This window comes from Pseudomonas sp. BB438, assembly GCF_057180225.1.
In genome coordinates this window covers 3,091,563-3,115,516 of the sequence record NZ_CM170001.1, presented here as the reverse complement: position 1 = coordinate 3,115,516, position 23,954 = coordinate 3,091,563, and the positions used below count along the sequence as shown (strand labels likewise).

Sequence of the window (23,954 nt, the reverse complement as noted above, 5' to 3'; positions counted from 1 at the left end):
GACGATGGATATTGCCGCCGAAGACCTGCCCACCCCGCCGCTGCGCGACGACCTGCGCCTGGACGAAGCCGCGCCCGGCGCGGACGGCGAGCCGGTGTGGGTGATCCAGGACAGCGTGCTCAACCGTTTCTACCGTATTGGCTGGCTGGAGTTCGAATGCCTGCTGCGCTGGGAACAGACACCGCGGCAGATCAGCGAGCAGATCGCCGAACAGACCGCGCTCAAGCCCGATGCCGAACAGGTGCTGGGCTTCCGCCAGTTCCTCGAACACCACCAGCTGCTCCGTCCCGGCCCGGAAGCCCTGGCACGCCTGGCCGCGCGCAGCGAAGGCAAGCAGTGGACGACCTGGAACTGGTGGCTGCACCACTACCTGTTCTTCCGCATCCCGCTGTTGCGTCCGCAGCGCTTCCTGCGTGCCATTGCCGGCAGCCTCGACTGGCTGTTCAACCGCTACGTGGCGATGCTGGTGCTGCTGCTCAGCCTCGCCGGCATCGTGCTGGTGGCGCACCAGTGGGACACCTTCACCCACGACGTGGTGGAGTCCTTCTCCGTCGAAGGCCTGCTCAGCTTCGCCGCCGCCCTGGTGGTGGCGAAGACGTTGCACGAGCTGGGCCACGCGCTGGTGGCAACGCGACTGGGGCTCAAGGTGGCGCACATGGGCATCGCCTTCGTGGTGATGTGGCCGATGCTCTACACCGACACCGGCGAGAGCTGGAAGCTGCGCAGCAACCGCCAGCGCCTAGCCATCGCCAGCGCCGGGATCCTCACCGAGCTGGGCCTGGCCGGACTGTCGACCCTGGGCTGGGCGCTGGCCGATCCCGGTCCGTTCCGCAACGCTCTGCTGTACCTGGCGACCACCAGCTGGGCACTGTCGCTGGCGCTCAACGCCAGTCCGTTCATGCGCTTCGATGGCTACTTCATCTTCTCCGACCTGCTGGACTTCCCCAACCTGCACGAACGCGCCGGCGCCCTCGCACGCACCACGCTGCGGCGCAACCTGCTGGGGCTGGACGAACCCTGGCCGGAGCACTTCCCCACCGGAAAGCGCCGGCTGCTGGTGGCCTTCGCCTTCGGCACCTGGGTGTACCGCCTGCTGCTGTTCCTCGGCATCGCCGTGGCGGTCTACTACTTCTTCTTCAAACTGCTGGGGATCTTCCTGTTCGCCGTGGAAATCAGCTGGTTCATCGTTCAGCCCGTGTGGCGTGAACTCAAGGTCTGGTGGCAGCGTCGCGCGGAAGTGAAGCCGCGGCGCAAGCTGGTGTTCCTCACACTGCTCGGCGCGCTGCTGCTCCTGCTCGCCATCCCCTGGCGCACCCAGGTGCACGCCATGGGCGTCGCCCGCGCAGCGCAGCAGTTGCACGTCTACGCGCCCTTCCCTGCGCTGCTGCGCGACCTGCGCCCCGGCGGCGAAGTGAGCAAGGGCGAGACGCTGGCAGTGATGGAAGAGCCGGACATCGCTGCCAAGGTCGCCGGCAGTGAAGCGAGCATTCGCGGTTACCAGGGCCGCCTGGCCGGCATGCTGGCCGACCCCTCCGGGCTCTCCGAGGACGCCGTCACCCGCCAGCGCCTGGGCGTGGAGTACCAGCAGGCCCGCGCCGCGCGCAACGAGATGGCCCGCCTCAACCTGCAGGCGCCGTTCGCCGGGCGCTGGATGGACGTCAACCCGGACTGGAAACCCGGCCAGTGGATCAATACCCGCGAGCCCATTGGCGTGCTGGTGGACCCGCAGCACTGGCTGGTGGACGCCTACGTCAAGCAGGACGAAGTGCAGCGCCTCACCGACGGCGGCCAGGTGCGCTTCTACCCCGAAGGCATCCCCCATCCGATCGAGGGCCAGGTGGTGCTGATCGGCACCACGCGCATCAGCCAGTTGGAACAACCAATGCTCGCCTCGCGCTACGGCGGCCCGCTGAACGTCAATCCGCAAGGCGAAGCCCTCGTGCCCAACCCAGCGCTGTTCCATGTGCTGGTGAAACTGGACGGCGCCCCGCCGGGCCTGCGCGAGACCCGCGGGCACCTGCAGATCGAAGGCGCACGGCGCAGCTGGCTGGGCGAAGGGTTTACCCGGTTGCTGGCGGTGGCCTTGCGAGAGAGTGGGTTCTAGCGTCTTGTCGCCCTCGGTGCCGGGCGTTGTCGATCGCGGACAGAGTCCGTTCGTACGTTAACGGGAACGACCGAGCTGCCGGCAGGAACGCGCCTGGCGCGCGTTCGCGGGCATGGCCCGCTCCTGCAGGTTGAAGCCCAGCTCACGCCACCTCGCTCTCCACCCCCGCATCCAGGTCCACCAGCAGCTCGATCATCGCCCGCGCCGCCGCCGAAAGGCGGTCGCCGCTACGAGTGACGATGCCGCAGCGGGCCTGGAGGATGTCGACGTTCTGCGGCAGGTTGCGAAAGTGCAGCCGCACCAGCTCCCCGCGTGCCATCGGTTCGCTCAGCGCTTCCTCCACGGCGATGCCGATGGCGTCGGTCTGGCTGACGATGCGCACCAGCGACGCCATGTCCTCGCACTGCACGTTGGTCGTGATATCGATCTTGCCGCTGAGGTTGGCGAGCATCTTCCGCGCACTGGGCGGGATCAGTGTGGCCGCCAGCGGGTAGGCGAACATATCGTTGGTGGAGAGACTCTCCTTGGCCAGCAACGGGTGCCCCTCACGGCAGAAGAACAGCCCGCTGCGCGGCTTCAGCGCGCGGGTCTGGAAATTCGGGTCGGCTTCGAAATGGCGGATGTCGGCGACGAAGAACTCGATCTCCTCGCGGCTCAGGCTGCGCGCCAGGCGCTCCCAATTGTCGACGCCGAACTGGATGTGGATGCGCGGGTAGCGCTGGACGAAGCGCGACACCGCATCGGACACCAGCTTCTGTGCCGGCGCCGGTCCGCTGCCGAAGCGCAGCTCACCCGAGTCCAGCTTGTTCAGCCGGGCTACCGCATGGCTCAGGTTGTTGGCGCCCTGCACCAGGCTCAGCGCGTGCTGCAGTACCACCTGGCCTTCCGGCGTCGGACGCAGGTCCTTGCTGCCACGGTCCACCAGGCGGCACCCCAACTCCTGCTCCAGGCCCTGAATACTGCGGCTGAATGCCGGCTGCGTGATGCCCATGGCGTCGGCCGCGCGAACGAAGCTGCGGTGTTCGTTGAGGGCGATGAAATAGCGGAGTTGGCGCAAATCCATGATGCATTTCCGGCATTGAAAATAGTGGGCAAAGGCATTTGCCGCTGGGTATGCGCTGGTTTTAAATGCAAGCTCTTATTCCGTCAACGAAGAATAAAACAAACATCTATTCTTTTATGAACTAAGAATATAGCTCAGACCAGGAGTCGCCCGATGCCAGCCTTGCACCTCCTTTACTCGCGAATGTGCCTGTCGCGCTGTCGCTGACAGCAAAAGCCGCTTCAACCCCACTGAAAACGTCGTTCGCCACTGCTGCGTGGCGCGGCCCCGTTTTGCCCGCGATTTGCGCTGGCAGATAAGGACACAGCATGACTTTTAGACATTCGCCCTTTCCCTTCAAACGTCACCGGCTGCGCTACGCCATCGTCCTGCTGGCCCTGGGCGGCGCGCTGCCGGTATTCGCCGAAGAAGCCGAGGACGGCGGTAACAGCAGTGACGCCAGCACGCCGGTAAGCGCTGCGCCGGCCAAGGCCGACGCAACCCTGGGCAAGGTCACCGTGACCGCCCGCCGCCGCGAGGAGGACTCGCAGAAAGTGCCCACGCCGATCACCGTGGTCGGCGGCGAAACCCTGGAAACCCAGCGCGTCTACAAGGTGCAGGACCTGCAGCAGATCCTGCCCAGCGTGAACGTCGCCTTCATCCATGCGCGGCAGTCGAGCATCGCGGTGCGCGGCATCGGCAACAACCCGGCCAGCGATGGCCTGGAAGGCAGCGCCGGGGTCTACCTGGACAACGTCTACCTCGGGCGCCCGGGCATGGCGGTGTTCGACCTGCTGGACATCGAGCAGCTGGAGCTGTTGCGCGGCCCGCAGGGCACGCTGTTCGGCAAGAACACCACGGCCGGCGTGCTGAACATCAGCACCCGCGCGCCGACCTTCTCCCCCGAGCGCAGCGTGGAAGTCTCCGGCGGCCAGGACGGCTACTTCCAGGGCAAGGGCACGGTCTCCGGCGCGCTGACCGACACCCTGGCCGGGCGCGTGTCCGCCTACCGCACCCGCGACGACGGCTACATCAAGAACATCCACGACGACAACACCCTCAACGGCGGCGAGCGCCAGGGCATCCGCGGGCAACTGCTGTTCAAGCCCAACGAGGACTTCGACCTGCGCTGGATCAACGACTACAACGAGGAGGACTCCAGCAACGGCAGCATGGTGGTCTACGGCGCCGCCGACCGCTTCTGGCAGCGCGCCGCTGCGGTGGGCGCCTCGCCGATTCGCGATCCGGACCGGCACAAGGTCAACATCAACAGCCGCCAGCACGTCAGCGTGCACCAGGGCGGCAGCTCGGTGGAGGCCAACTGGAACCTCAACGGCGGCTACAAGCTGACCTCCATCAGCGCCTACCGCTACTGGCACTTCACCCCGGCCAACGACGAGCAGCTCAACGTCTCGGCGATCAACAACACCGGCGTGGAAGTCCATGACCGCCAGTTCTCCCAGGAAATCCGCCTCGCCTCGCCCACCGGCGGCTTCTTCGACTACGTGCTGGGCGCCTACGCGTTCAACCAGAACCTGGGCAACAAGACCTTCACCGACTACGGCCCGCTGGCCGACCGCTACCTGCTCGGCACCAACCTGAATGCGCTGAACAACACCTATTCGAAAGCCAACGGCAAGATCGAGACCGACAGCTTCGCGCTGTTCGCCCAGGGCACCTGGCACCTCACCGACAAGCTGGACTTCACCGCCGGCATCCGCGGCACCTACGAGGAGAAGGACGCCAATGTGCAGCGTTTCTCCCCGGTCGGCGGCGCGCCGGTCAGCGGCGTCGGTGCGGTGGTGCGCAACAACCAGCTGGGCGCCTACGACTCGGGCGACCTCAGCCTCTACAGCTTCGCCCCCTCGGCGCTGCTGAGCCTGAGCTACCAGTTCACCGATGAGCTGCTCGGCTATGCGTCGCTGTCCCACGGTGAGAAGTCCGGTGGCGTGAACCTGGCCGTGGCCAGCGCGCCAACCGCGGGCGCGGATTCGCTGCTGGTCGGCCCGGAACGCGCCAACGATGCCGAACTGGGGATCAAGACGACCCTGTTCGACAACCGCCTGCAGCTCAACACCAACATCTTCTGGACCGGCATCCACGGCTACCAGGCGACCACCCTGTACCAGCCGCCGGGCTCGACTCAGCTGGTCTCGGTGCTCTCCAACGCTGGCAGCGTACGCTCGCGCGGCCTGGAGTTCGAAGCCACGGCGCTGCCGATTCGCGGCCTGACGCTGAACGTCAACGGCTCCTACAACGACGTCACCTACCTGTCGTTCAAGGACGCCCCGTGCCCGGCGGAAGTCTCCACTCAACCCAATGCTCCGGCCACCTGCGACCTCACCGGGCAACGCGTGGTCGGCGCCTCGAAGTGGATCGCCAACCTCAACGGCGAGTACGCCTGGAACCTCGACGACGGCATCCGCCCGTACGTGACCGGCAGCTACTCCTACCGCTCCGAGGCCGAGGGCACGCTGGACAACTCCGACCTCTCGAAGATCGACGGCTACGGCCTGGCGAACTTCTCCGTCGGCCTGCGCAAGGACCTCGGTGACGGCCAGCTGGACGCCTCGGTGTGGCTGAAGAACGCCTTCGACAAGGACTACTACCTGGCCGCCTTCGCCAGCATCAACGGCTCCTACACCGCCTCGGTCGGGCAGCCGCGGACCCTGGGCGCCTCGGTTCGCTACGACTTCTGATCCCCATCCGCCGCGCCCGAGCGCGCGGCTCTATTGCCACAGCAAGAGGACGATGAGATGAGCAACGCAGCACACGCTATCCAGCAGGACGCAGTGACCCTCGAAATCCACCCGGTCGCCGGCCGTATCGGCGCCGAGATTCGCGGGGTGACGCTGTCCGGCGAGCTGGACGCCACCACCGTCGACGCCATCCAGGCGGCGCTGGTGAAGCACAAGGTGATCTTCTTCCGCGGCCAGACGCAACTGGACGACCAGGGCCAGGAGGCCTTCGCCCACCTGCTTGGCAAGCCGGTCGCGCACCCCACCGTGCCGGTGCAGGAAGGCACCCATTACCTGCTGGAGCTCGACGGCGCCCAGGGCCGCCGCGCCAATTCCTGGCACACCGACGTGACCTTCGTCGACGCCTATCCCAAGGCCTCGATCCTGCGCAATGTGGTAGCGCCCGATGCCGGTGGCGACACCGTGTGGGCCAACACCGCCACCGCCTATGACGACCTGACGCCGGAGCTCAAGGCACTGGCGGATTCGCTGTGGGCGGTGCACAGCAACGAGTACGACTACGCCAGCGTGCGCCCGAACGTCGACCCGGCGCGCCTGGAGGAGTACCGCAGGATCTTCACCTCCACTGTCTACGAGACCGAGCACCCGGTGGTGCGCGTGCACCCGGTCAGCGGCGAGAAAACGCTGTTGCTGGGGCATTTCGTCAAGCGTCTGAAGGGCCTCTCGCAGCATGACTCGGCGCACCTGTTCGCGGTGCTGCAGGGCCACGTCACCCGGCTGGAGAACACCGTGCGCTGGCGCTGGCAGCCGGGCGACGTGGCCATCTGGGACAACCGTGCGACCCAGCACTATGCCGTGGACGACTACGGCACCCAGCCGCGCATCGTGCGCCGCGTCACCCTCGAAGGCGATGTGCCGGTGGGTATCGACGGGCAGCGCAGCCGGACGATCAAGAAGGTTTGAAGGTCCTCTGCCGCCGAACCCTCTACCCAGCCCTCTCCCTGAAGGGAGAGGGAGTATCCGATTGAAGCGTACTTCCCGTGCAGTCCTGCTACCTCGGGTTCAGAACTGCCACTTGGTTTCGCCTGGCACCGATCCAGTCCCCTCTCCCTTCAGGGAGAGGGTTAGGGAGAGGGCCGCCCATGCCTGAACGGAGCACTGCAAGATGACCCAATCCGCCCTCAAACAGCCCACCGCCGAACCCTTCGCCATCGTTCCCCTCGACGCCCCGCTGGGCGCCGAAGTCCGCGGCCTCGACGCCCGCGAGCCGCTGACGCCGGAACAGATCCTGGCGATCAAGCAGGCCCACCGCGAGCACCACATCCTGATCTTCAAGGACCAGCAGCTCGACGATCAGCAGTACCTGCGCTTCGCCACCCTGTTCGGCGCGGTGTTCCAGCCGCCGGCCGATGTGCCGGTGCTGTCCTCCAGCGCCGACGGCAAGGCCCCGGACATCGTCAAGGTGGCCAACACCGAGGACGGCGAGCTGGGCAACTTCGCCCTGCCGGCCCACGTCGACCACCAGTGGACGCCGGTGCCCTCGTCCGGCTCCTTCCTCTACGCGCTGGAGGTGCCAAAGTCCGGCGGTGAAACCCTGTTCACCAACCTCGCCCGCGCCTACGAGACGCTGGATGAGGCAACCCGCAACGAAATCGATCCGCTGCGCCTGATCAATTACAACCCGTTCATCCGCCTGAAGAACGGCGGCTACAACGGCACCTTCGTGCGCTACCGCACGCCGGACATCGAGCCCATCCAGGGCACCGAACACCCGCTGGTGCGCACCCATCCGGAGAACGGCAAGCGCGTGCTGTTCCTCTCCATACATACCGAAGTGGAGATTCCCGGCGCCGAGCCGCAACAGGGCGCCGCGCTGGTGGAGAAACTGCGTGAACACCTGCAGAAACCCGAGCTGATCTACAGCCACGCGTGGTCGGTCGGCGACATCGTCTGGTGGGACAACCAGGCCGTGCTGCATGGCCGCAACGCCTTCCCGGCCAGCGAGAAACGCCGTCTGAAGCGCATCAGCCTGTCCGGCAGCCGGCCGTTCTGATGCTCACGCAGGAGCGGACTCCGCCCGCGATGGTTTCCCGGCCGCTCAGGGTGCCGGCCCCGTTTCGCGAGCAAGCTCGCTCCTACGAAGAGCCGCGTAGGGCGCATAACCTGGAACGGGTTATCTGCCGTCACATCTGCGGCGGATGGCGCTGACGCGTTATGCGCCCTGCGGAATGGAAATTTCTTCGCCAGGGATTTCCCCTCACCCCAACCCTCTCCCGGAGGGAGAGGGAGCAGCCCGTGCAGGCTGATGCCATGGTGTCCCCCTGCACCGAACGGTCCCCTCTCCCGCATGCGGGAGAGGGTTAGGGTGAGGGGCTTTTGATCCTGTAGCCGCAATCGCCCGAAAAGCGCTGGATAAAACGATCTCTATGCTTATGCGAAATCGTTGCTTGTCCTGAATCAGCTATTCCTTTTATAGTTTCGCCAACTCGTCATAACAAGTTATGAACTATGGCCGAACTACTCCCCCTCTCTCCCGTTCCCCTCTACAGCCAGCTCAAGGAAGTGCTGCGCACGCGCATCCTCGACGGCACCTATCCGTCGCTCAGCCGCATGCCTTCCGAGGCCGAGCTGGGCAAGGCCTTCGAGGTCAGCCGGATCACCGTGCGCCAGGCGCTGGGCGACCTGCAGAAGGAAGGGCTGATCTTCAAGATCCACGGCAAGGGCACCTTCGTCGCCAAGCCCAAGGCGTTCCAGAACGTCAGCACCCTGCAAGGCCTGGGCGAATCCATGACCCAGCGCGGCTACGAAGTGATCAACCGGCTGCGCAGCTTCAAGACCGTGCCGGCCAATGCTCAGGTCGCTGCCCGCCTGCAGGTCGCCGAGGGCGACAACGTGGTGCAGATCAAGCGCGCCCGCCTGGTCAACCGCGAGCTGGTGTCGCTGGAGATCACCTGGCTGCCCGAGCACGTTGGCAAGCGCCTGGAGAAGGCCGACCTGGTCAGCCGCGACATCTTCCTGATCCTCGAGAACGACTGCGCCCTGCCCCTGGGCCACGCCGATCTCGCCATCGACGCCATCCTCGCCGACGCCGAACTGGCCCGCGCGCTGGAGGTGGAAGAAGGCTCGCCGGTGATGCGCATCGAGCGCCTCACCCATACCGCCGATGGCGCCCCGCTGGACTACGAACACCTCTACTACCGCGGCGACGCCTTCCAGTACCGCCTGCGCATCGACCGCCACAAGGGACAGCATCAATGAGTCAGTTCGACCTCTCCCAGATTCCCGAGGACAAGGAACTCGCCTACGACATCGTGGTGATCGGCGGCGGCACCGCCGGCCCGATGGCCGCGATCAAGGCCAAGGAAGCCAACCGCGAACTGCGCGTGCTGCTGGTGGACAAGGCCAACGTCAAGCGCAGCGGCGCTATCAGCATGGGCATGGATGGCTTGAACAACGCGATCATCCCCGGTCACGCCACGCCCGAGCAGTACACCAAGGAAATCACCGTCGCCAACGACGGCATCGTCAACCAGGCGGCGGTCTACGCCTACGCCACCCACAGCTTCGAGACCCTGCAGCAGCTGGACCGCTGGGGCGTGAAGTTCGAGAAGGACGAGGTCGGCGACTACGCGGTGAAGAAGGTCCACCACATGGGCGCCTACGTGCTGCCGATGCCCGAGGGCCACGACATCAAGAAGGTGCTGTACCGCCAGCTCAAGCGCGCACGCATCGAGATCACCAACCGCCTGGTGGTCACCCGCCTGCTCACCGACGCGGAGGGCGCGGTCAACGGCCTGCTCGGCTTCGACTGCCGCACCGCACAGTTCCAGGTGATCCGCGCCAAGGCCGTGGTGCTCGCTTGCGGCGCGGCCGGTCGCCTGGGCCTACCCTCCTCCGGCTACCTGATGGGCACCTACGAGAACCCCACCAACGCCGGTGACGGCTACGCCATGGCCTACCACGCCGGGGCGGAGCTTGCGAACCTGGAGTGCTTCCAGATCAACCCGCTGATCAAGGACTACAACGGCCCGGCCTGCGCCTACGTCACCGGCCCGCTGGGCGGCTACACCGCCAACAGCAAGGGCGAGCGCTTCATCGAGTGCGACTACTGGAGCGGCCAGATGATGTGGGAGTTCCACCAGGAACTCGAAGGCGGCAACGGCCCGGTGTTCCTCAAGCTCGACCACCTGGCCGAGGAAACCATCCAGACCATCGAGGACATCCTCCACAGCAACGAACGCCCCAGCCGTGGCCAATTCCATGCCGGGCGCGGCACCGACTATCGCCAGCAGATGGTGGAGATGCACATCTCCGAAATCGGCTTCTGCTCCGGCCACTCGGCCTCGGGCGTGTGGGTCAACGAGAAGGCGGAGACCAGCGTGAAGGGCCTGTACTCGGCCGGCGACATGGCCGCCGTGCCGCACAACTACATGCTCGGCGCCTTCACCTATGGCTGGTTCGCCGGTGCCAACGCCGCGCAGTACGTAGCCGGGCGCGCGTTCAGCGACATCGATTCGGCCCAGGTCGAGCGCGAGCGTGAACGCGTTTTCGCCCCGCTCAAGCGCGAGCACGGCCTGCCCCCGGCGCAGGTCGAGTACAAGCTGCGGCGGATGGTCAACGACTACCTGCAGCCGCCCAAGGTGACGAAGAAGATGGAGATCGGCCTGCAGCGCTTTGCCGAGATCGCCCACGACCTCGACCAGCTCAAGGCCAGCAACCCCCACGAGCTGATGCGTGCCATGGAAGTCAGCGTGATCCGCGACTGCGCCGAGATGGCCGCCCGCGCCTCGCTGTTCCGCACCGAGAGCCGCTGGGGCCTGTACCACCACCGTGTCGACTACCCGCTGCGCAACGACGCCGAGTGGTTCTGCCATGCCCACCTGAAAAAGGACGAGGACGGCGCCATGACCAGCTTCAAGAAACCCATCGAGCCCTACGTGATCGCGCTGGATGAGGATGAGCAGCAGGCTTACGAGAAGCTGCGGGTGAAGAGCGAGGCGGCTTGATGACTTCCGGCTGGCCGAAGAGCCCCTCTCCCCCCGCCCTCTCCCGCAAGCGATAGAGGGAGCTGTCCGGTGCGAGCGGTAACCACGGAGCCAGCTGGTGAGCACAGTAATGCCCGCAACACCAAAAGATCCATCCGGCGAGATCATCGCTATCCGCCGGCACGATCAAGCCCCCTCTCCCTTCAGGGAGAGGGCTGGGGAGAGGGTAACGAGCCACCGCGCCGAACCCACGACCTGAACAACCAGCCCGCCGCCACGACGGCCGGCAAGCAACACGATGAGGACCGCGTGCCATGGCCTACCAGCCCCAGGAAATCTTCTTCCGCTCCAGCGCCCCGGTGACGGTGGACGAGGACAAGTGCATCGCCGACAAGGGCTGCACCGTCTGCGTCGAGGTCTGTCCAATGGACCTGCTGGCAATCAACCCCGCCACCCAGAAGGCCTACATGGCCTTCGACGAATGCTGGTACTGCATGCCCTGCGAGAAGGACTGCCCGACCGGCGCGGTAAAGGTCGAGATTCCGTACCTGCTGCGCTGAATCGCACCGCCGCTCCTACGAAAGCCATATAAGAAACGCCATCCGGCCCCACTGCCGGACGCCTGATGCACCGCCCCTCGTTTCCCACCGCAAGGCCTGCGGCGGAGACGATTCCAACACTCATGATTCGAGGGGAACACCCATGACCTTGCGCACCACCCTGGCCGGCCTCGCGCTGGCCATTGCCAGCATCGCTGCCCACGGCGAAACCATCCGCGTCGCCATCGGCACCCAGGACACCACCATCAACTGCGCCGCCGGCGGCCTGCTGATCCGCGAACTCGGCCTGCTCGACAAGTACCTGCCCCACGACGGCGCGTACAAGGACGCGCAGTACGACGTGCAGTGGAAGAACTTCACCAGCGGCGCGCCGCTGACCAACGAGATGCTCGCCGGCAAGCTCGACTTCGGCGCCATGGCCGACTTCCCCGGCTCGCTCAACGGCGTCGCCCACGAGGCCGCCGGCAAGCGCAGCCTGTTCATCAGCGTGCTCTCGGGCAGCATCGACGGCAGCGGCAACGGCATCGTCGTGCCCGCCTCGTCCAAGGTGCAGTCACTGGCCGAACTCAAGGGCCAGACCATCTCCGTGCCCTTCGCCTCCACCGCCCACGGCCTGCTGCTGCGCGCCATCGCCGCCCAGGGCTGGGACCCGGAGAAGGACGTCACCATCATCGCGCAGCCACCGGAAGTCGCCGGCTCCGCCCTGCAGGCCAACAAGATCGCCGCCCACGCCGATTTCGTGCCCTTCGCCGAACTGTTCGAAAGCCGTGGCATCGCCCGCAAGATCTACGACGGTTCCCAGGCCAAGGCACCGACCTTCCACGGCACGCTGGTGGAAGCCGACTACGCGCAGCAGTACCCGGAAATCGTCGAGGCCTACCTGCGCGCCACCTACGAGGCCAACCAGCTGCTGGCGCAGGACCCGGAGAAGTACAGCGAGCTGATCGAGAAAGTCGCCGGTATTCCCGCCGAGGTGAACTACCTGTTCCACGGCCCGCTCGGCCTGCAGACCCGCGACCTGACCTGGAAGCCGGAATACCGTCAGGCCGTGGCCACCGCCATCGATACCCTGAAGCTGCTGAAGAAGGCCGACCGCGGGCTGAACGTCGAACAGTTCGTCGACGACCGCTATATCCGCGCCGCCTTCCAGGCTTCCGGCGCTGACTACGATCAGGCACTGAAGAACTACGCGCAGCAACCGCTGCTGGGCAATGACGCGCTGACCCACCAACCGATCAGCGATACCCGCAAGGTCGCGCAGATCTGGGTCCGCGGCGAGCCGAAGGTGCGCAGCTATGCGACCGCCCAGGAGGCGCTGGGACAACTCGCCGAACTGAAGAAGCAAGGCAAGGACATCCGCGCGGTGTATGCCCAGGCCAGCGACAGCGGCATCAAGCTGCTCGCCGGGCAGGCCTGGTTCGTACGGGGCAAGGACGGCGCGCTGGATGCCTTCCTGCTGCGTGAACAGGCCGATGCCTTCGCCCGCCAGCACGGCGGTGAGGTCGCCGACTTTGCCGCCGCCAGCCAGCAGGCCGTGGCCAGCCGCTGAACCGAAAGCCAGTCCCGGCGAGCGCCGGGGCTGGCGGAGACAAGTCGATGAACACCCTCACCCTTACCCGCTGGAGCCTGCGCCTGGCCTCGCTGCTGGCCTGCCTCGTGCTCTGGCAGGTGCTCAGCGCGCGCCACGTCAACCTCGGCGTGGTCACCTTCGCCAACGTGCCCGGCCCGCGCGACGTGCTCGACGCCGCCTGGAGCCTCGCCCAATCGAGCAAGCTCGGCCGTCACCTGGGCAGCAGCCTGCTGCGCGTGCTCGCCGGCTACCTGCTGGCGGCCTTCGCCGGCATCCTCCTCGGGTTGGTCATCGGCCGGGGCCGCTGGGCGCGCGACAGCCTGCTGCCGCCGCTGGAAGTGCTGCGGCCGATCCCGGCGGTGGCGTGGATTCCGCTGGCGATCCTGATGTTCCCCAGCTCCGAGCTGTCGATGATCTTCATCACCTTCACCGGCGCGCTGTTTCCCATCCTGCTCAACACCATCCACGGCGTTGAAGCGGTCGACCCTCGCCTGCTCGCCTCCGCCCGCAGCCTCGGTGCCGGCCGCCTGGCACTGCTGCGCGAGGTGGTGCTGCCGAGCGCCGCGCCGAGCATCGTCACCGGCCTGGCCATCGGCATGGGCACCTCGTGGTTCTGCCTGGTGACCGCCGAGATGATCTCCGGGCAATGGGGCATCGGCTACTACACCTGGGAGTCCTACACCTTGCAGAACTACCCCGACATCGTCGTCGGCATGCTGCTGATCGGCGTGCTCGGCATGGCCAGCAGCCTGCTGGTGCGCCAGCTCGGCGCCCTGGTCACGCCCTGGCAGCGTCAGGCCGGAGGCAAGCCATGACCTTGCCCGCCAGTGCACCGGGACGCGTGCGCGTCGACGGCCTGTCGATCCACCTGGGCAGCGGCCGCGACGCCTTCGAAGCCGTGCAATCCCTGAGTTTCTCCATCGAGCCCGGCGAATTCGTCTGCGTGCTCGGCCCCTCCGGCTGCGGCAAGTCCACCCTGCTCGGTGCGCTGGCCGGACACCTGACGCCCAGCGCAGGCCAGCTCGACGTGGATGGCCTCGCCGTCGCCGGCCCGTCGCCCGAACGCGGCATGGTGTTCCAGCACCACACCCTGCTGCCCTGGCGGCGCGTTCGTGACAACGTCGCCTTCGGCCTGAAGATGCGCGGCGTGCCCCGCGCCGAGCGCCACCGGCAAGCGGACGAGATGCTCCAGCTGGTGGGCCTGAACGGCTTCGCCGGGCGCTGGCCGTCGCAGCTCTCCGGTGGCATGCAGCAGCGCGTGGAAATCGCCCGCGTGCTGATCAACCAGCCGCGCCTGCTGCTGATGGACGAACCCTTTGGCGCCCTCGACGCGCAGACGCGGATGATGATGCAGGAGCTGCTGCTGGAAATCTGGACGCGCCTGCACACCAGCGTGCTGTTCATCACCCACGACATCGACGAGGCGCTGTTCCTCGCCGACCGCATCCTGGTGATGAGCCCGCGCCCCGGACGCATCCTCGAAGACATCCGTCTCGACTTCCCGCGCCCGCGCCACGCCGACCTGCTGACCAGCCCGGAATTCTCCCGGCTCAAGCGTCACTGCCTGGAACTGCTGCGCCACGAAGACGGCCGCCAGTTGCCACGCCTGACGCCACTGGGCCTGCCCACTCCCCAACGGATACCGCGATTCGCCATATGACTGCCTTCAATCCCTCACCCGACATCAGCACCGATAACCCCGACATTCTCGACCTGCAACCGCGCCTGCAGGACGCCGACGCTGGCGTGCGGCGCATTGCCCTGATCGAGCTCGCCGACCTGGAAGAACCCGACGCCCTGCCCTGGCTCGCCCACGCACTGAACCATGACGCCGCCGCCAGCGTTCGCGCCGAGGCCGCGCGCCTGCTGGAAGCCTGGGAAGAACCGGACGTGGTGGACGCCCTCTGCCAGGCCCTGGCCGACCGCGACGACGACGTTCGCGAAGCCGCCGCCCAGAGCCTGAGCGAGCTGAAAACCGCCGAGGCCGGCGTGCGCCTGCTGCCCTGGGCAAGCCATGCCGACATCTTTGTCCGCCGCAGCGCCCTGCGTGCCCTGCGCGAACTGCGCCTGGAAGCGGCAGCCGCCCCGGCACTGACTGCACTGGAGGACCCGGATGCCGGCGTGCGTCGCGAAGCCGTGGGCATCCTGGGCTGGCTCAAGCGCACCGACGCCCTGCCATACCTGGCGCGCCTGACCCGCGACGATCCCGACGCCGAAGTCCGCCGCGCCGCGGCCGGCGCCCTCGGCCTGGCCATCGACGCCAGCGTGCTGCCGGCCTTGCAGGCGGCACTGGCCGACCCGGCCTGGCAGGTACGTGAGGAAGCTGCCGGCACTCTCGGCAAGCTGGCCCTGCCGGACGCCGGCGATGCCCTGGTCGCCGCCCTGGAAGACGACTTCTGGCAGGTCCGCCTGCGCGCCGCGCGCTCGCTCGGCAGGCTGCGCTACCTGCCAGCGCTGGACGGCCTGAAGGGCGTTCTCGGCCATGGCATCAGCAACCTGCGCAAGGAGGCCGCGCTGGCCCTGGGCGAACTGGGCAGCGGCGACGCCATCGACGCACTGCGCAACGCCGAACACGACGGCGACCCGGAAGTCCGCAAGGCCGTGCGCATCGCCCTGACCCAGTTGGGCCAGACGACATGAACACGCCAGTCGCGCTGCACCGCTCCAGCACCGACCGCGAGCTGCGCATCCGCTGGGACGATGGTGTCGAACAGTGCATCGCCTTCACCCGCCTGCGCGGCGCCTGCCCCTGCTCCCAGTGCCGGGCGGCGCGGCTGCAGGGGCGCATCGACCTGGTTTCCGCCGGCGTCGTCCTGCAACAACTCAACCTGCAGGGGTACGGCGTGCAACTGGTATTCGACGATGGCCACGACCGCGGCATCTATCCCTGGGCATACCTGCGTGAGCTGGGGCGCCAGGTACTCAGCTGATCGCGCGGGCCAGGTGCTCCAGCACGCGCTCGACGGCGCGCTCCAGGCATCCCTTGAAGAAGTGGTCGGCTCCGGCGTACAGGACCACTTCGCGCTGCGCCGGACGAGCCCAGTCGAGCAGGTTGGTCAGCGGCGCCATCTCGTCCGCCTCGCCGTGCAGCAGCAGGCAATCGGCAGGCAACTCCTGCGCTTCATAGTCGCGGCCACCGGGGACAGCGCCCACCGGCAAGCCCATCAGGGCGAGGGCATCGGCGGGCGGTGACAGTTCGCTGGTCACGCGGGCAAACACATAGGCACCGAAGGAAAAGCCCACCAGCGCCAACGGCAGGCCCGGATACTCGCGACGCACGTGTGCGATCACGGCCAGCATGTCCTGCGCTTCGCCGACACCGTCGGCGTACTGGCCTTCGCTGCCCTCCACACCACGAAAGCTCGGCCGCACGGTCAGCCAACCGGCGCGACAGAGGGCACGCGACAGGGTGAGTGGCACGCGGTGCTTCGGGCTGCCGCCGAGCAGCGGCTGCGGGTGGCTGATCAGCACGATGCCTTTCGCCGGCACGCCCGGCTGGTCGATCAGCAACTGCAACTTGCCGACGGGGCCATCGATCAGGTGCGTGCGGCGCTCTTCTTCGGACATCGGCTCTTCTCGCGGAACGGGACGGAGCGCCGATTGTAGCGCCCCGCCCCGTCTCCGGGACCTACAGGATGGACAGCGGGTAGTCGACGATCAGGCGGAACTCGTTGACGTCGCCTTCTACCTGGTCGGCGTTGCCGCGGTGGATCGCTTCGCGCAGACGGAAGGACAGGTCCTTCGCCGGCCCGGACTGCACTATGTACTTGGCTTCCAGGTTGGTCTCGTGATGCTTGCCGTCCTCGCCGTAGCCATAGCCGCGGTACTGGCTGTCAGCGGCCATTTTCGTGCCATCGATGCCATGGCCGTTGACATAGCGGGCCATGAAGCTGAGGCCGGGGATGCCGTAGGTGGCCATCGCCAGGTCATAGCGCAGTTGCCAGGACTTCTCTTCCGGACCGTTGAAGTCCGAGTACTGGACGGAGTTGGCGAGGAAGATCGAATCGCCGGTATCGCCGGGGCCGTTGACGCCGAAGGCCACATAGTCGAACGGTGTATCGCCGTGGACCTTCTGGTAAGCCAGCGTCAGGGTGTGCGCCGTGAGGAAGGTATACGCGGCGGCGGCAGACCAGGTGGTGTTGCTGATTTCGCCGGCCTTGGCGCTGCCGTCGTCGTTGGTGCGGTAGATGTTGAAGTCGAGGTTCAGCGACTGGTCGTCCGCCAGCGGCAGCGTGTAGTTGGCGTTGCCGTAGTACTGGCGCCACACGTCTTCGAGCTTGGAGGCATAGAGCGAGAAGTTCAGCGCATCGTTGACCGCGTACTTGCCCCCCACATAGTCGATGCTGCTGGCCTCGACGTTGGCGTAGGACGCCCAGATGCCATGGTCGCCATTGGTGGTCACCGGGCCGTTGCCGCCGGTGAAGTGGCCGCCGTCCAGGTCCAGTCCCTCGATCTCGCTGCTCAGCACGTTGAAGCCCGTGGCGGTCTGCGGGAACAGGCGCGTGCCGCCAGCAGCGAACACCGGCGCGGTGGGCTGCAGGTCACCCCAGCGCAGCTCGGTCTTCGAGACGCGCAGCTTCACGGCGCCGCCGGCGCGGCCGTACTCGCTTTCCGGCGAGTCGTTCTCGCGCACGGGCAGGTTGCCGGTGCCGGAGGTGCCGGCACCGCCATCCAGGCGGATGCCCCAGTTGCCGAAGGCCTCGACGCCGAAGCCAACGGTGCCCTGGGTGAAGCCGGAGCTGTAGTTCAGCGTGAAGCCCTGGGTCCAGTCCTTGCGGTCCCGGTCACCGGACTTGCGGTCGCTGTTGTAGTAGTAGTTGCGCATCAGCAGCGAGGCGCTGCTGCCTTCGATGAAGCCGGTGGCCTCGGACTGGTCGGAAACCGCGGCGGCGTGCGCGAGCTGGAACGGAATGCCGGCGACGATGGCGCCGAGCATTGAAAGACGGAAAGCGTACATCTTCTACCCCTTTGTTGGACTTGTCTTGGCAGGTATATCGATTGAATCGTGAACAACTTTCTTATGTATCCCCGCCATAGGCAGAGCGAGCGAAGAGATAACAATCCGCCGCTTCGCTCTCCAACCAGCCTTGTCGATAGTTGATATCGAGACGAATGATTCAGCATTTGCCGCCATCGCCATTAAGCTTGCGCCCCGATGAAGAACATGAGTCCCGGATGCCCGCTCCAGAGCGTCCGGCCGATTGCTCCACTTCATCATCCTTTGGTTTGGCCGCCTCCCCAGGCGGCCTTTTTTTGCCTATTGAAACGTGATCGGTGCACCTTTCCCGGCCCATTCCCGGATAAATACCCAGTCGATTTACAGCTTCATTGGCCATTAGGTTCAGAGCAACTTCCGCTGAACTTTCCAATTCAAGTTTCCAGGTAATTCGCGCAGGATCGGGCAACTTCCGCAACGGCGGGAATTCACCTCCGCATGCCATTCATCCCCTGCCCCATTCCTGCCTCGATGACTCACTTGCGCAAAGCAAGTGACCCGATTAGATTACAGTCATAATCTTTCAATCCATGCCTTGCCTGACAGCCTCCCAGGCCCATGGCAAGGCGCCCAAATTGAATGATGACCTTAATTAAAAGAGGTGGTGACATGCGCAGATCCAGCTTCGAACACCTGCCCTGCCCCGTGGCCCAGGCGCTGGACCTGATCGGCGACAGCTGGAATGTGCTGATCCTGCGCGAGGCCTTCTACGGCTCCACGCGCTTCGACCAGTTCCTCGCACGATTGGGCATCGCCAGCAACGTGCTCACCCGCCGTCTGCGCGCCCTGGTGGACAGCGGTCTGCTGCAGCGTCGCCAGTACAACGACCACCCACCCCGCTTCGACTACCTGCTCACCGAACGTGGCCGCGACCTGCGGCCGGTACTGCTGACGCTGCTGCAATGGGGCAAGCGCCACGCCGGCATGGCCAGCGCCGCCGAACTGGTGGACACCCGCAGCGGCCGCCCGGTGCGCATCGCCCTGGTGGACGCCGACAGCGGTGAGCCCATCGGCCCGCACCACCAGATCCACCGCCGCGAGGGCGAACGACTCGTCCCCGTATTCCCGCACGCCAATCCCCACACCATTCCCCACGCCGATCACGCCTGAGCGAGGCCGCCATGAACCAGCCCGTCACCCTTCCCGCCACGCCAACCGCCGACACGGCCAAACCCGGGTCCCGCAAGGCCCTCAAGCTCGCCGTCACCGCCGCGGCCATCCTGGGCGCAGGCGCCTACGCCGGGCACTGGTGGCTCGACGGACGCTTCCTGGAGAAGACCGACGATGCCTACGTCGGCGGCAACGTCACCGTCATCAGCCCGCGCGTGGCCGGCTACATCGCCGAGCTGAACGTGAGTGACAACCAGATGGTGCATGCGGGCGACCTGCTCGCGCGCATCGACGACCGGGACTACCGCGCCGCCCTGGCCAAGGCCGAAGGCGCAGTGCATGCCGAGGAAGCCGCACTGGCCAACGTCGACGCACAGGCGTCGCTGCAGGACGCGCTGATCCACCAGAGCCAGGCGGAGATCGATGCAGCCGCCGCCGAAGAAGTGCGTACCCGCGACGATCAGCGCCGCTATGCGACCCTGGTGCGGACCAACGCGGTCTCTGTTGAGGCCGCGCAACGCGCCGACGCCAGCTTCAAATCCGCCCGCGCCAACAGCGACAAGGCCCGTGCCAGCCTGCTCGCCTCACGCCGCCAGCTGGACGTGATCCATAGCCAGCGGCAGCAGGCCCAGGCCGCCCTCGAACAGGCCGTTGCCGCCCGTGACCTGGCGCGCCTGGACCTCAGCTACACCGAGCTGCGCGCGCCGGTGGACGGCTACATCGGCAACCGACGCGCAAGGGTCGGCAGCTACGTCGCCGCGGGCACCCAGTTGCTCGCCGTGGTGCCCGCGCAGGGCCTGTGGGTGGACGCCAATTTCAAGGAAGACCAGCTGGCACGCATGCAGCCCGGCCAGGCGGTGACCATCGAGGCCGACATCCTGCCCGGCAAGGTCTTCCACGGCCACCTGGACAGCCTCGCCCCGGCCACCGGCGCGCAGTTCAGCATCCTCCCGCCAGAGAATGCCACCGGTAACTTCACCAAGATCGTCCAGCGCGTGCCGGTGCGCGTACACCTGGACGACGCCGACGGCCGCCTCGGCAACCTTCGTCCCGGCCTTTCCGTGCTGGTGGAAGTGGACACCCGCGCCCATGACCACGGCGACGCCGAACAGCGTGTTGCCCAGGGCACGCGGCCGTGAGCCTCGCCCGCAGTACCTTCTGGAGCAGCGAGGTGGTGCCGGTGGCAAGCCTCTCCACCGTCCGCAAGGTCATTGCCTTCGCCTGCATGTGCCTGGGCATGTTCATCGCCCTGCTGGACATCCAGATCGTCTCCGCCTCGCTGCGCGACATCGGCGGCGGGCTATCGGCCGGTGCCGACGAGCTGGCGTGGGTGCAGACCAGCTACCTGATCGCCGAGATCATCGTCATCCCGCTGTCGGGCTGGCTGTCCAAGGTACTCTCCACACGCTGGCTGTTCGCCGCCTCGGCGCTGGGCTTCACCCTCACCAGCCTGCTCTGCGCCATGGCCTGGAACATCCAGAGCATGATCGCCTTCCGCGCGCTGCAGGGCTTTCTCGGCGGCTCAATGATCCCCATGGTGTTCACCACCGGCTTCCTCTACTTCGACGGCAAGCAGCGGGTGATCGTCGCTGCCACCATCGGCGCCATCGCCTCCCTCGCACCGACCCTCGGGCCGGTGGTCGGCGGCTGGATCACCGATATTTCCTCCTGGCCCTGGCTGTTCTACATCAACCTGGTGCCGGGGCTGTTCGTCGCCATCGTGGTGCCGATCATGGTGCGCATCGACAAGCCGGACCTGTCGCTGCTCAAGGGCGCCGACTACCCGGCGATCCTGCTGATGGCGCTGTTCCTCGGCTGTTTGGAGTACACCCTGGAGGAAGGCCCGCGCTGGAACTGGTTCAGCGACGACACCATCGTCGCCACCGCGTGGATTTCCGGCCTGTGCGGTGTCGCATTCCTTTACCGCAGCCTGACCGCCACGCACCCCATCGTCGATCTTCGCGCCCTCAAGGAACGCAATTTCGCCCTCGGCTGCCTGTTCAGTTTCGTCACTGGCATCGGCATCTTCGCCACCATCTACCTTACGCCGCTGTTCCTCGGCCGCGTGCGCGGCTACGGCGCGCTGGACATCGGCCTGGCGATATTCTCCACCGGCATCTTCCAGATCATGAGCATCCCGCTCTACGCCGCCCTCGCCAAGCGCGTCGACCTGCGCTGGATACTGCTGCTGGGGATGGTGATGTTCACCCTGTCCATGTATGAGTTCGCCCCGCTGACCCACGACTGGGGCGCAGCGCAGCTGATGTTCCCGCAGGCCCTGCGCGGCATGGCCCAGCAGTTCTGCGTGGCGCCTACCGTGACGCTGGCGTTGGGCTCACTGCCGCCGGAGCGCCTGAAGCTGGCCTCCGGGCTGTTCAACCTGATGCGCAACCTGGGCGGCGCCATCGGCATCGCTGCCTGCGCCACGGTGCTCAACGACCGCGCCAACCTGCACTTCCTGCGTCTGGCTGAACACCTGAACAGCAGCAACGAGGCGCTCAACCACTGGCTGGCGCCGTCCCTGGAGCTCAATGGCGAACCGTCCCAACAGGCGCTGAAACACCTCTGGGACCTGACCTGGCGCGAGGCGCAGACGCTGACCTTCGCCGATGCCTTCCTGCTGGTCGGCGCGTGCTTCGCGGTGACGTTGCTGCTAGTGCCGCTGATGCGCAGAATCGCCCCGCCCACGCAGCCCAGCGCGGACAGTCATTGAGCCGCGAGGATTTCCTCGAGAAAGGCGACGAACACACGGATGCGGCTGGAGTCGCGCAGGCTCGGCGGATACAGGGCGTTGATGCTGCTCACCGTGCTGCCGGGGTAGGTCCTGTAGTCCGGCAGCACGCGCTGGAGCCGCCCGCCGCGCACATCTGCGGCGACCAGCCAATCGGAGAGCAACGCGATGCCGCCGCCGGCCAGCGCGGTTTCCCGAAGAACATCTGCGTTGTTGCTCTGCAGCCGCCCCTGTACGTTGAGCGCCCAGGTCTCCTGGCCGTCGCTACAGGTCCAGGTCGAATGCGGGCCGCCATAGTCGAAGCGCAGGCAAGGGTGCTCCATCAGCTCCAGCGGATGGCTGGGCGTACCGGCGCGCTGCAGGTAGTCGGGGCTCGCCACCAGCCAGCGGTCGAACTGGCCGATCGGCCGACTGATGATGTCGTCGCTGATCAGCGTCGCGCCCAGGCGCACGGACAAATCGATCTGCTGCCTGGGCAGGTCGACCAGTTGGTCGTTCAGCGACAGGCTGATCTCCAGCTCCGGATACTGCGCCAGCAGCCGCCCCAGGTGCGGGGCGATGACCCGCCGGCCGAACTCCACCGGTACGCTGACCCGCAAGCGCCCTTTCGCTTCGCGGCCGCGGTCGCTGACCAGGCCATCGGCAGCCACCAGCGCCTCGAGGATTTCCACGGCCTTGTCGTAGTAGGCCTGTCCGGCCAGGGTGGGGCTGCTGTGGCGGGTGGTGCGGTTGAGCAGCGTAGCGCCCAGTTCCGCTTCCAGGGCCGCCACCTGGCGGGTCACCGAGGACGTCGCCACGCCGAGCTTGCGGGCCGCCGCCGAATAGCCGCCGCAACGGACGGTCTCGACGAACATCGACAGGGCCTGCAGTTTGTCCATGGCGGAACTCCGGGAGCGGGAAATCCCGGAGTGTACCCAATCACCTCCGCGCTCGCCTTGCACGCCTGTGCTCTCAGGCGCGGCTCTCGCCACGCAGCAGGAAGAGCAAGGTGGCGATGGTCGGGATCACCGCCGCGCCGATCGCGAACGGCGTCCAGCTGATCGCTTCGTACAGCGGGCTGGCAACCAGCGAACCCAGTGCGCCGCCCACGAAGATGCTGGTCATGTACACCGCGTTCAGGCGCGCACGGCTGTGCGGGTCGAGGGCATACACCTCGCGCTGGCCGAGCACCATGTTCAGCTGCACGGCAAAATCCAGCAGCACCGCGCACACCACCAGCCACAGGAACCCCGCACCGGGCAACGCCCCGAGCAGCAGCGAGAACGGCGCCAGCAGCAACGCGACCAGGGTGCCCCTGACGGTGTGCCCGGCGTCCGCCAGCCGCCCGGCGATGGGCGCGGCAACGGCACCGACCGCGCCGACCAGGGCGAACAGCGCAACCTGGGTCTGGCTGAAGCCGTGATGGCGGATCAGTTCGATGGGCGCGATGGTCCAGAAGGCGCTGAACGCGGCGAACAGCAGGCCCTGGTAGAGCGCGCGTTCACGCAGCACGGCATGGCGCCGCGCCAGGGCGAATACCGAGCCGATCAGCTGCGGATAGGTTGCGCTGTGGGCCGGTACACGGCGCGGCAGCGCCACCGCCATCACCAGCGCGATCAGCAGCATCAGCACGGACGCGGCAAGAAACACCCCGCGCCAGCCGAAGACTTCCGCCACCAGGCTCGACACCGGGCGCGACAGCAGGATGCCCAGCAACAGGCCGCCCATGATGTTGCCCACCACACGACCGCGCGCTTCTTCCGGCGCCAGGTGCGCCGCCAGCGGCACCAGGATCTGCACCGCCACCGACGTCAGGCCGATCAGCAGCGCGCAGGCCAGCAGCACCGACGGTGCGTTCGCCAGTCCGGCGCCGGCCAGGCACAGTGCCACGGCCAGGGTGAAGCCAATCACCAGCTTGCGGTTCTCCAGCAGGTCCGCCAGCGGCACCAGGAACAGCAGGCCGATGGCGTAGCCGAACTGGGTCAGCGAGACGATCAGGCTGGCGTGTTCGGTGGACAGGCCGATGGCCGGGGCGATGAGCTCGACGATGGGCTGCGCGTAGTAGAGGTTGGCGACGACAGCGCCGCAGCAGAACGCGAGCAGCACCACCATCGCCGAGGACAGGGTCGGCTGCGCGTGGTCGGCCGGAAGGGAATTCGAAGCGGGATTCATGACCAT

20 protein-coding genes are annotated in these 23,954 nt (G+C 66.7%); 15 read left to right on the top strand and 5 right to left on the bottom strand.

Annotated elements, in window-relative coordinates:
* Window positions 1-4 precede the first annotated feature (4 nt).
* On the top strand, window positions 5-2,104 hold the full coding sequence (locus tag AC1ZV1_RS14430) for a site-2 protease family protein (RefSeq protein ID WP_484297347.1): 2,100 nt from the start codon (window positions 5-7) through the stop codon (window positions 2,102-2,104).
* A gap of 142 nt (window positions 2,105-2,246) precedes the next feature.
* Here AC1ZV1_RS14430 and AC1ZV1_RS14425 read toward each other — a convergent pair whose 3' ends face one another.
* The gene (locus AC1ZV1_RS14425; RefSeq protein WP_413350833.1) at window positions 2,247-3,167 is read right to left on the bottom strand and encodes a LysR family transcriptional regulator; all 921 of its coding nucleotides are present in this window, start codon (window positions 3,165-3,167) and stop codon (window positions 2,247-2,249) included.
* A 308-nt stretch (window positions 3,168-3,475) separates the two neighbouring features.
* Here AC1ZV1_RS14425 and AC1ZV1_RS14420 point away from each other — a divergent pair, with 308 nt between their 5' ends.
* From AC1ZV1_RS14420 to AC1ZV1_RS14370, 11 genes are all read left to right on the top strand, one after another.
* Window positions 3,476-5,845, top strand: a complete 2,370-nt coding sequence (locus tag AC1ZV1_RS14420; RefSeq protein ID WP_484297346.1) for a TonB-dependent receptor — start codon at window positions 3,476-3,478, stop codon at window positions 5,843-5,845.
* 57 nt (window positions 5,846-5,902) lie between these two features.
* A complete protein-coding gene (locus AC1ZV1_RS14415) occupies window positions 5,903-6,808 on the top strand; it encodes a TauD/TfdA dioxygenase family protein (protein ID WP_484297345.1) in 906 nt (301 codons plus the stop codon).
* A gap of 202 nt (window positions 6,809-7,010) precedes the next feature.
* A complete protein-coding gene (locus tag AC1ZV1_RS14410) occupies window positions 7,011-7,898 on the top strand; it encodes a TauD/TfdA dioxygenase family protein (RefSeq protein WP_484297344.1) in 888 nt (295 codons plus the stop codon).
* A 455-nt stretch (window positions 7,899-8,353) separates the two neighbouring features.
* Window positions 8,354-9,103, top strand: a complete 750-nt coding sequence (locus AC1ZV1_RS14405) for a GntR family transcriptional regulator (RefSeq protein WP_484297343.1) — start codon at window positions 8,354-8,356, stop codon at window positions 9,101-9,103.
* A complete protein-coding gene (locus AC1ZV1_RS14400) occupies window positions 9,100-10,851 on the top strand; it encodes a fumarate reductase/succinate dehydrogenase flavoprotein subunit (RefSeq protein WP_484297342.1) in 1,752 nt (583 codons plus the stop codon). Before AC1ZV1_RS14405 ends, AC1ZV1_RS14400 begins: the two co-directional genes overlap by 4 nt.
* A gap of 293 nt (window positions 10,852-11,144) precedes the next feature.
* Window positions 11,145-11,390, top strand: a complete 246-nt coding sequence (locus tag AC1ZV1_RS14395; protein WP_081517023.1) for a 4Fe-4S dicluster domain-containing protein — start codon at window positions 11,145-11,147, stop codon at window positions 11,388-11,390.
* A 142-nt stretch (window positions 11,391-11,532) separates the two neighbouring features.
* Window positions 11,533-12,939: an ABC transporter substrate-binding protein gene (locus AC1ZV1_RS14390; RefSeq protein ID WP_484297341.1), complete on the top strand. Its 1,407-nt coding sequence runs from the start codon at window positions 11,533-11,535 to the stop codon at window positions 12,937-12,939.
* Window positions 12,940-12,986: 47 nt separating this feature from the next.
* Complete coding sequence (locus AC1ZV1_RS14385) at window positions 12,987-13,775, top strand: ABC transporter permease (RefSeq protein ID WP_484297340.1); 789 nt, start codon at window positions 12,987-12,989, stop codon at window positions 13,773-13,775.
* Window positions 13,772-14,620, top strand: coding sequence for an ABC transporter ATP-binding protein (locus AC1ZV1_RS14380; RefSeq protein ID WP_484297339.1), 849 nt, complete (start codon window positions 13,772-13,774; stop codon window positions 14,618-14,620). The genes AC1ZV1_RS14385 and AC1ZV1_RS14380 overlap by 4 nt, the downstream gene beginning before the upstream one ends.
* The gene (locus AC1ZV1_RS14375; RefSeq protein ID WP_484297338.1) at window positions 14,617-15,600 is read left to right on the top strand and encodes a HEAT repeat domain-containing protein; all 984 of its coding nucleotides are present in this window, start codon (window positions 14,617-14,619) and stop codon (window positions 15,598-15,600) included. Before AC1ZV1_RS14380 ends, AC1ZV1_RS14375 begins: the two co-directional genes overlap by 4 nt.
* Window positions 15,597-15,890, top strand: coding sequence for a gamma-butyrobetaine hydroxylase-like domain-containing protein (locus AC1ZV1_RS14370; RefSeq protein WP_484297337.1), 294 nt, complete (start codon window positions 15,597-15,599; stop codon window positions 15,888-15,890). The genes AC1ZV1_RS14375 and AC1ZV1_RS14370 overlap by 4 nt, the downstream gene beginning before the upstream one ends.
* Here AC1ZV1_RS14370 and AC1ZV1_RS14365 read toward each other — a convergent pair.
* Together AC1ZV1_RS14365 and AC1ZV1_RS14360 are read right to left on the bottom strand one after the other, a co-directional pair.
* On the bottom strand, window positions 15,883-16,527 hold the full coding sequence (locus AC1ZV1_RS14365) for an alpha/beta hydrolase (RefSeq protein WP_484297336.1): 645 nt from the start codon (window positions 16,525-16,527) through the stop codon (window positions 15,883-15,885). The two genes, AC1ZV1_RS14370 and AC1ZV1_RS14365, sit on opposite strands and share 8 nt — an antisense overlap.
* Window positions 16,528-16,588: 61 nt before the next feature.
* The gene (locus tag AC1ZV1_RS14360; RefSeq protein WP_484297335.1) at window positions 16,589-17,917 is read right to left on the bottom strand and encodes an OprD family porin; all 1,329 of its coding nucleotides are present in this window, start codon (window positions 17,915-17,917) and stop codon (window positions 16,589-16,591) included.
* 648 nt (window positions 17,918-18,565) lie between these two features.
* Between AC1ZV1_RS14360 and AC1ZV1_RS14355 the strand changes: the two genes are divergently transcribed.
* From AC1ZV1_RS14355 to AC1ZV1_RS14345, 3 genes are all read left to right on the top strand, one after another.
* Window positions 18,566-19,066 carry a winged helix-turn-helix transcriptional regulator gene (locus AC1ZV1_RS14355; RefSeq protein WP_484297334.1) on the top strand — a complete coding sequence of 167 codons (501 nt, stop codon included), beginning with the start codon at window positions 18,566-18,568 and terminating at the stop codon, window positions 19,064-19,066.
* 11 nt (window positions 19,067-19,077) lie between these two features.
* Window positions 19,078-20,205 carry an HlyD family secretion protein gene (locus AC1ZV1_RS14350; RefSeq protein WP_484297333.1) on the top strand — a complete coding sequence of 376 codons (1,128 nt, stop codon included), beginning with the start codon at window positions 19,078-19,080 and terminating at the stop codon, window positions 20,203-20,205.
* An 86-nt stretch (window positions 20,206-20,291) separates the two neighbouring features.
* Window positions 20,292-21,779 (top strand): DHA2 family efflux MFS transporter permease subunit, encoded by a 1,488-nt coding sequence (locus AC1ZV1_RS14345; protein ID WP_484297563.1) that lies wholly within the window; start codon window positions 20,292-20,294, stop codon window positions 21,777-21,779.
* Here AC1ZV1_RS14345 and AC1ZV1_RS14340 read toward each other — a convergent pair.
* Both AC1ZV1_RS14340 and AC1ZV1_RS14335 read right to left on the bottom strand, forming a co-directional pair.
* Window positions 21,773-22,675, bottom strand: coding sequence for a LysR family transcriptional regulator (locus AC1ZV1_RS14340; protein ID WP_484297332.1), 903 nt, complete (start codon window positions 22,673-22,675; stop codon window positions 21,773-21,775). The two genes, AC1ZV1_RS14345 and AC1ZV1_RS14340, sit on opposite strands and share 7 nt — an antisense overlap.
* A 73-nt stretch (window positions 22,676-22,748) precedes the next feature.
* Window positions 22,749-23,948, bottom strand: a complete 1,200-nt coding sequence (locus tag AC1ZV1_RS14335; protein ID WP_484297331.1) for an MFS transporter — start codon at window positions 23,946-23,948, stop codon at window positions 22,749-22,751.
* Between the last annotated feature and the right edge of the window lie 6 nt (window positions 23,949-23,954).

Excerpts from the sequence above, each read along its gene's own strand:
- AC1ZV1_RS14430 (WP_484297347.1), top strand. The coding sequence starts at position 5 with ATGGATATTGCCGCCGAAGACCTGCCCACCCCGCCGCTGCGCGACGAC.
- AC1ZV1_RS14425 (WP_413350833.1), bottom strand. The coding sequence starts at position 3,167 with ATGGATTTGCGCCAACTCCGCTATTTCATCGCCCTCAACGAACACCGC.
- AC1ZV1_RS14420 (WP_484297346.1), top strand. The coding sequence starts at position 3,476 with ATGACTTTTAGACATTCGCCCTTTCCCTTCAAACGTCACCGGCTGCGC.
- AC1ZV1_RS14415 (WP_484297345.1), top strand. The coding sequence starts at position 5,903 with ATGAGCAACGCAGCACACGCTATCCAGCAGGACGCAGTGACCCTCGAA.
- AC1ZV1_RS14410 (WP_484297344.1), top strand. The coding sequence starts at position 7,011 with ATGACCCAATCCGCCCTCAAACAGCCCACCGCCGAACCCTTCGCCATC.
- AC1ZV1_RS14405 (WP_484297343.1), top strand. The coding sequence starts at position 8,354 with ATGGCCGAACTACTCCCCCTCTCTCCCGTTCCCCTCTACAGCCAGCTC.
- AC1ZV1_RS14400 (WP_484297342.1), top strand. The coding sequence starts at position 9,100 with ATGAGTCAGTTCGACCTCTCCCAGATTCCCGAGGACAAGGAACTCGCC.
- AC1ZV1_RS14395 (WP_081517023.1), top strand. The coding sequence starts at position 11,145 with ATGGCCTACCAGCCCCAGGAAATCTTCTTCCGCTCCAGCGCCCCGGTG.
- AC1ZV1_RS14390 (WP_484297341.1), top strand. The coding sequence starts at position 11,533 with ATGACCTTGCGCACCACCCTGGCCGGCCTCGCGCTGGCCATTGCCAGC.
- AC1ZV1_RS14385 (WP_484297340.1), top strand. The coding sequence starts at position 12,987 with ATGAACACCCTCACCCTTACCCGCTGGAGCCTGCGCCTGGCCTCGCTG.
- AC1ZV1_RS14380 (WP_484297339.1), top strand. The coding sequence starts at position 13,772 with ATGACCTTGCCCGCCAGTGCACCGGGACGCGTGCGCGTCGACGGCCTG.
- AC1ZV1_RS14375 (WP_484297338.1), top strand. The coding sequence starts at position 14,617 with ATGACTGCCTTCAATCCCTCACCCGACATCAGCACCGATAACCCCGAC.
- AC1ZV1_RS14370 (WP_484297337.1), top strand. The coding sequence starts at position 15,597 with ATGAACACGCCAGTCGCGCTGCACCGCTCCAGCACCGACCGCGAGCTG.
- AC1ZV1_RS14365 (WP_484297336.1), bottom strand. The coding sequence starts at position 16,527 with ATGTCCGAAGAAGAGCGCCGCACGCACCTGATCGATGGCCCCGTCGGC.
- AC1ZV1_RS14360 (WP_484297335.1), bottom strand. The coding sequence starts at position 17,917 with ATGTACGCTTTCCGTCTTTCAATGCTCGGCGCCATCGTCGCCGGCATT.
- AC1ZV1_RS14355 (WP_484297334.1), top strand. The coding sequence starts at position 18,566 with ATGCGCAGATCCAGCTTCGAACACCTGCCCTGCCCCGTGGCCCAGGCG.
- AC1ZV1_RS14350 (WP_484297333.1), top strand. The coding sequence starts at position 19,078 with ATGAACCAGCCCGTCACCCTTCCCGCCACGCCAACCGCCGACACGGCC.
- AC1ZV1_RS14345 (WP_484297563.1), top strand. The coding sequence starts at position 20,292 with ATGTGCCTGGGCATGTTCATCGCCCTGCTGGACATCCAGATCGTCTCC.
- AC1ZV1_RS14340 (WP_484297332.1), bottom strand. The coding sequence starts at position 22,675 with ATGGACAAACTGCAGGCCCTGTCGATGTTCGTCGAGACCGTCCGTTGC.
- AC1ZV1_RS14335 (WP_484297331.1), bottom strand. The coding sequence starts at position 23,948 with ATGAATCCCGCTTCGAATTCCCTTCCGGCCGACCACGCGCAGCCGACC.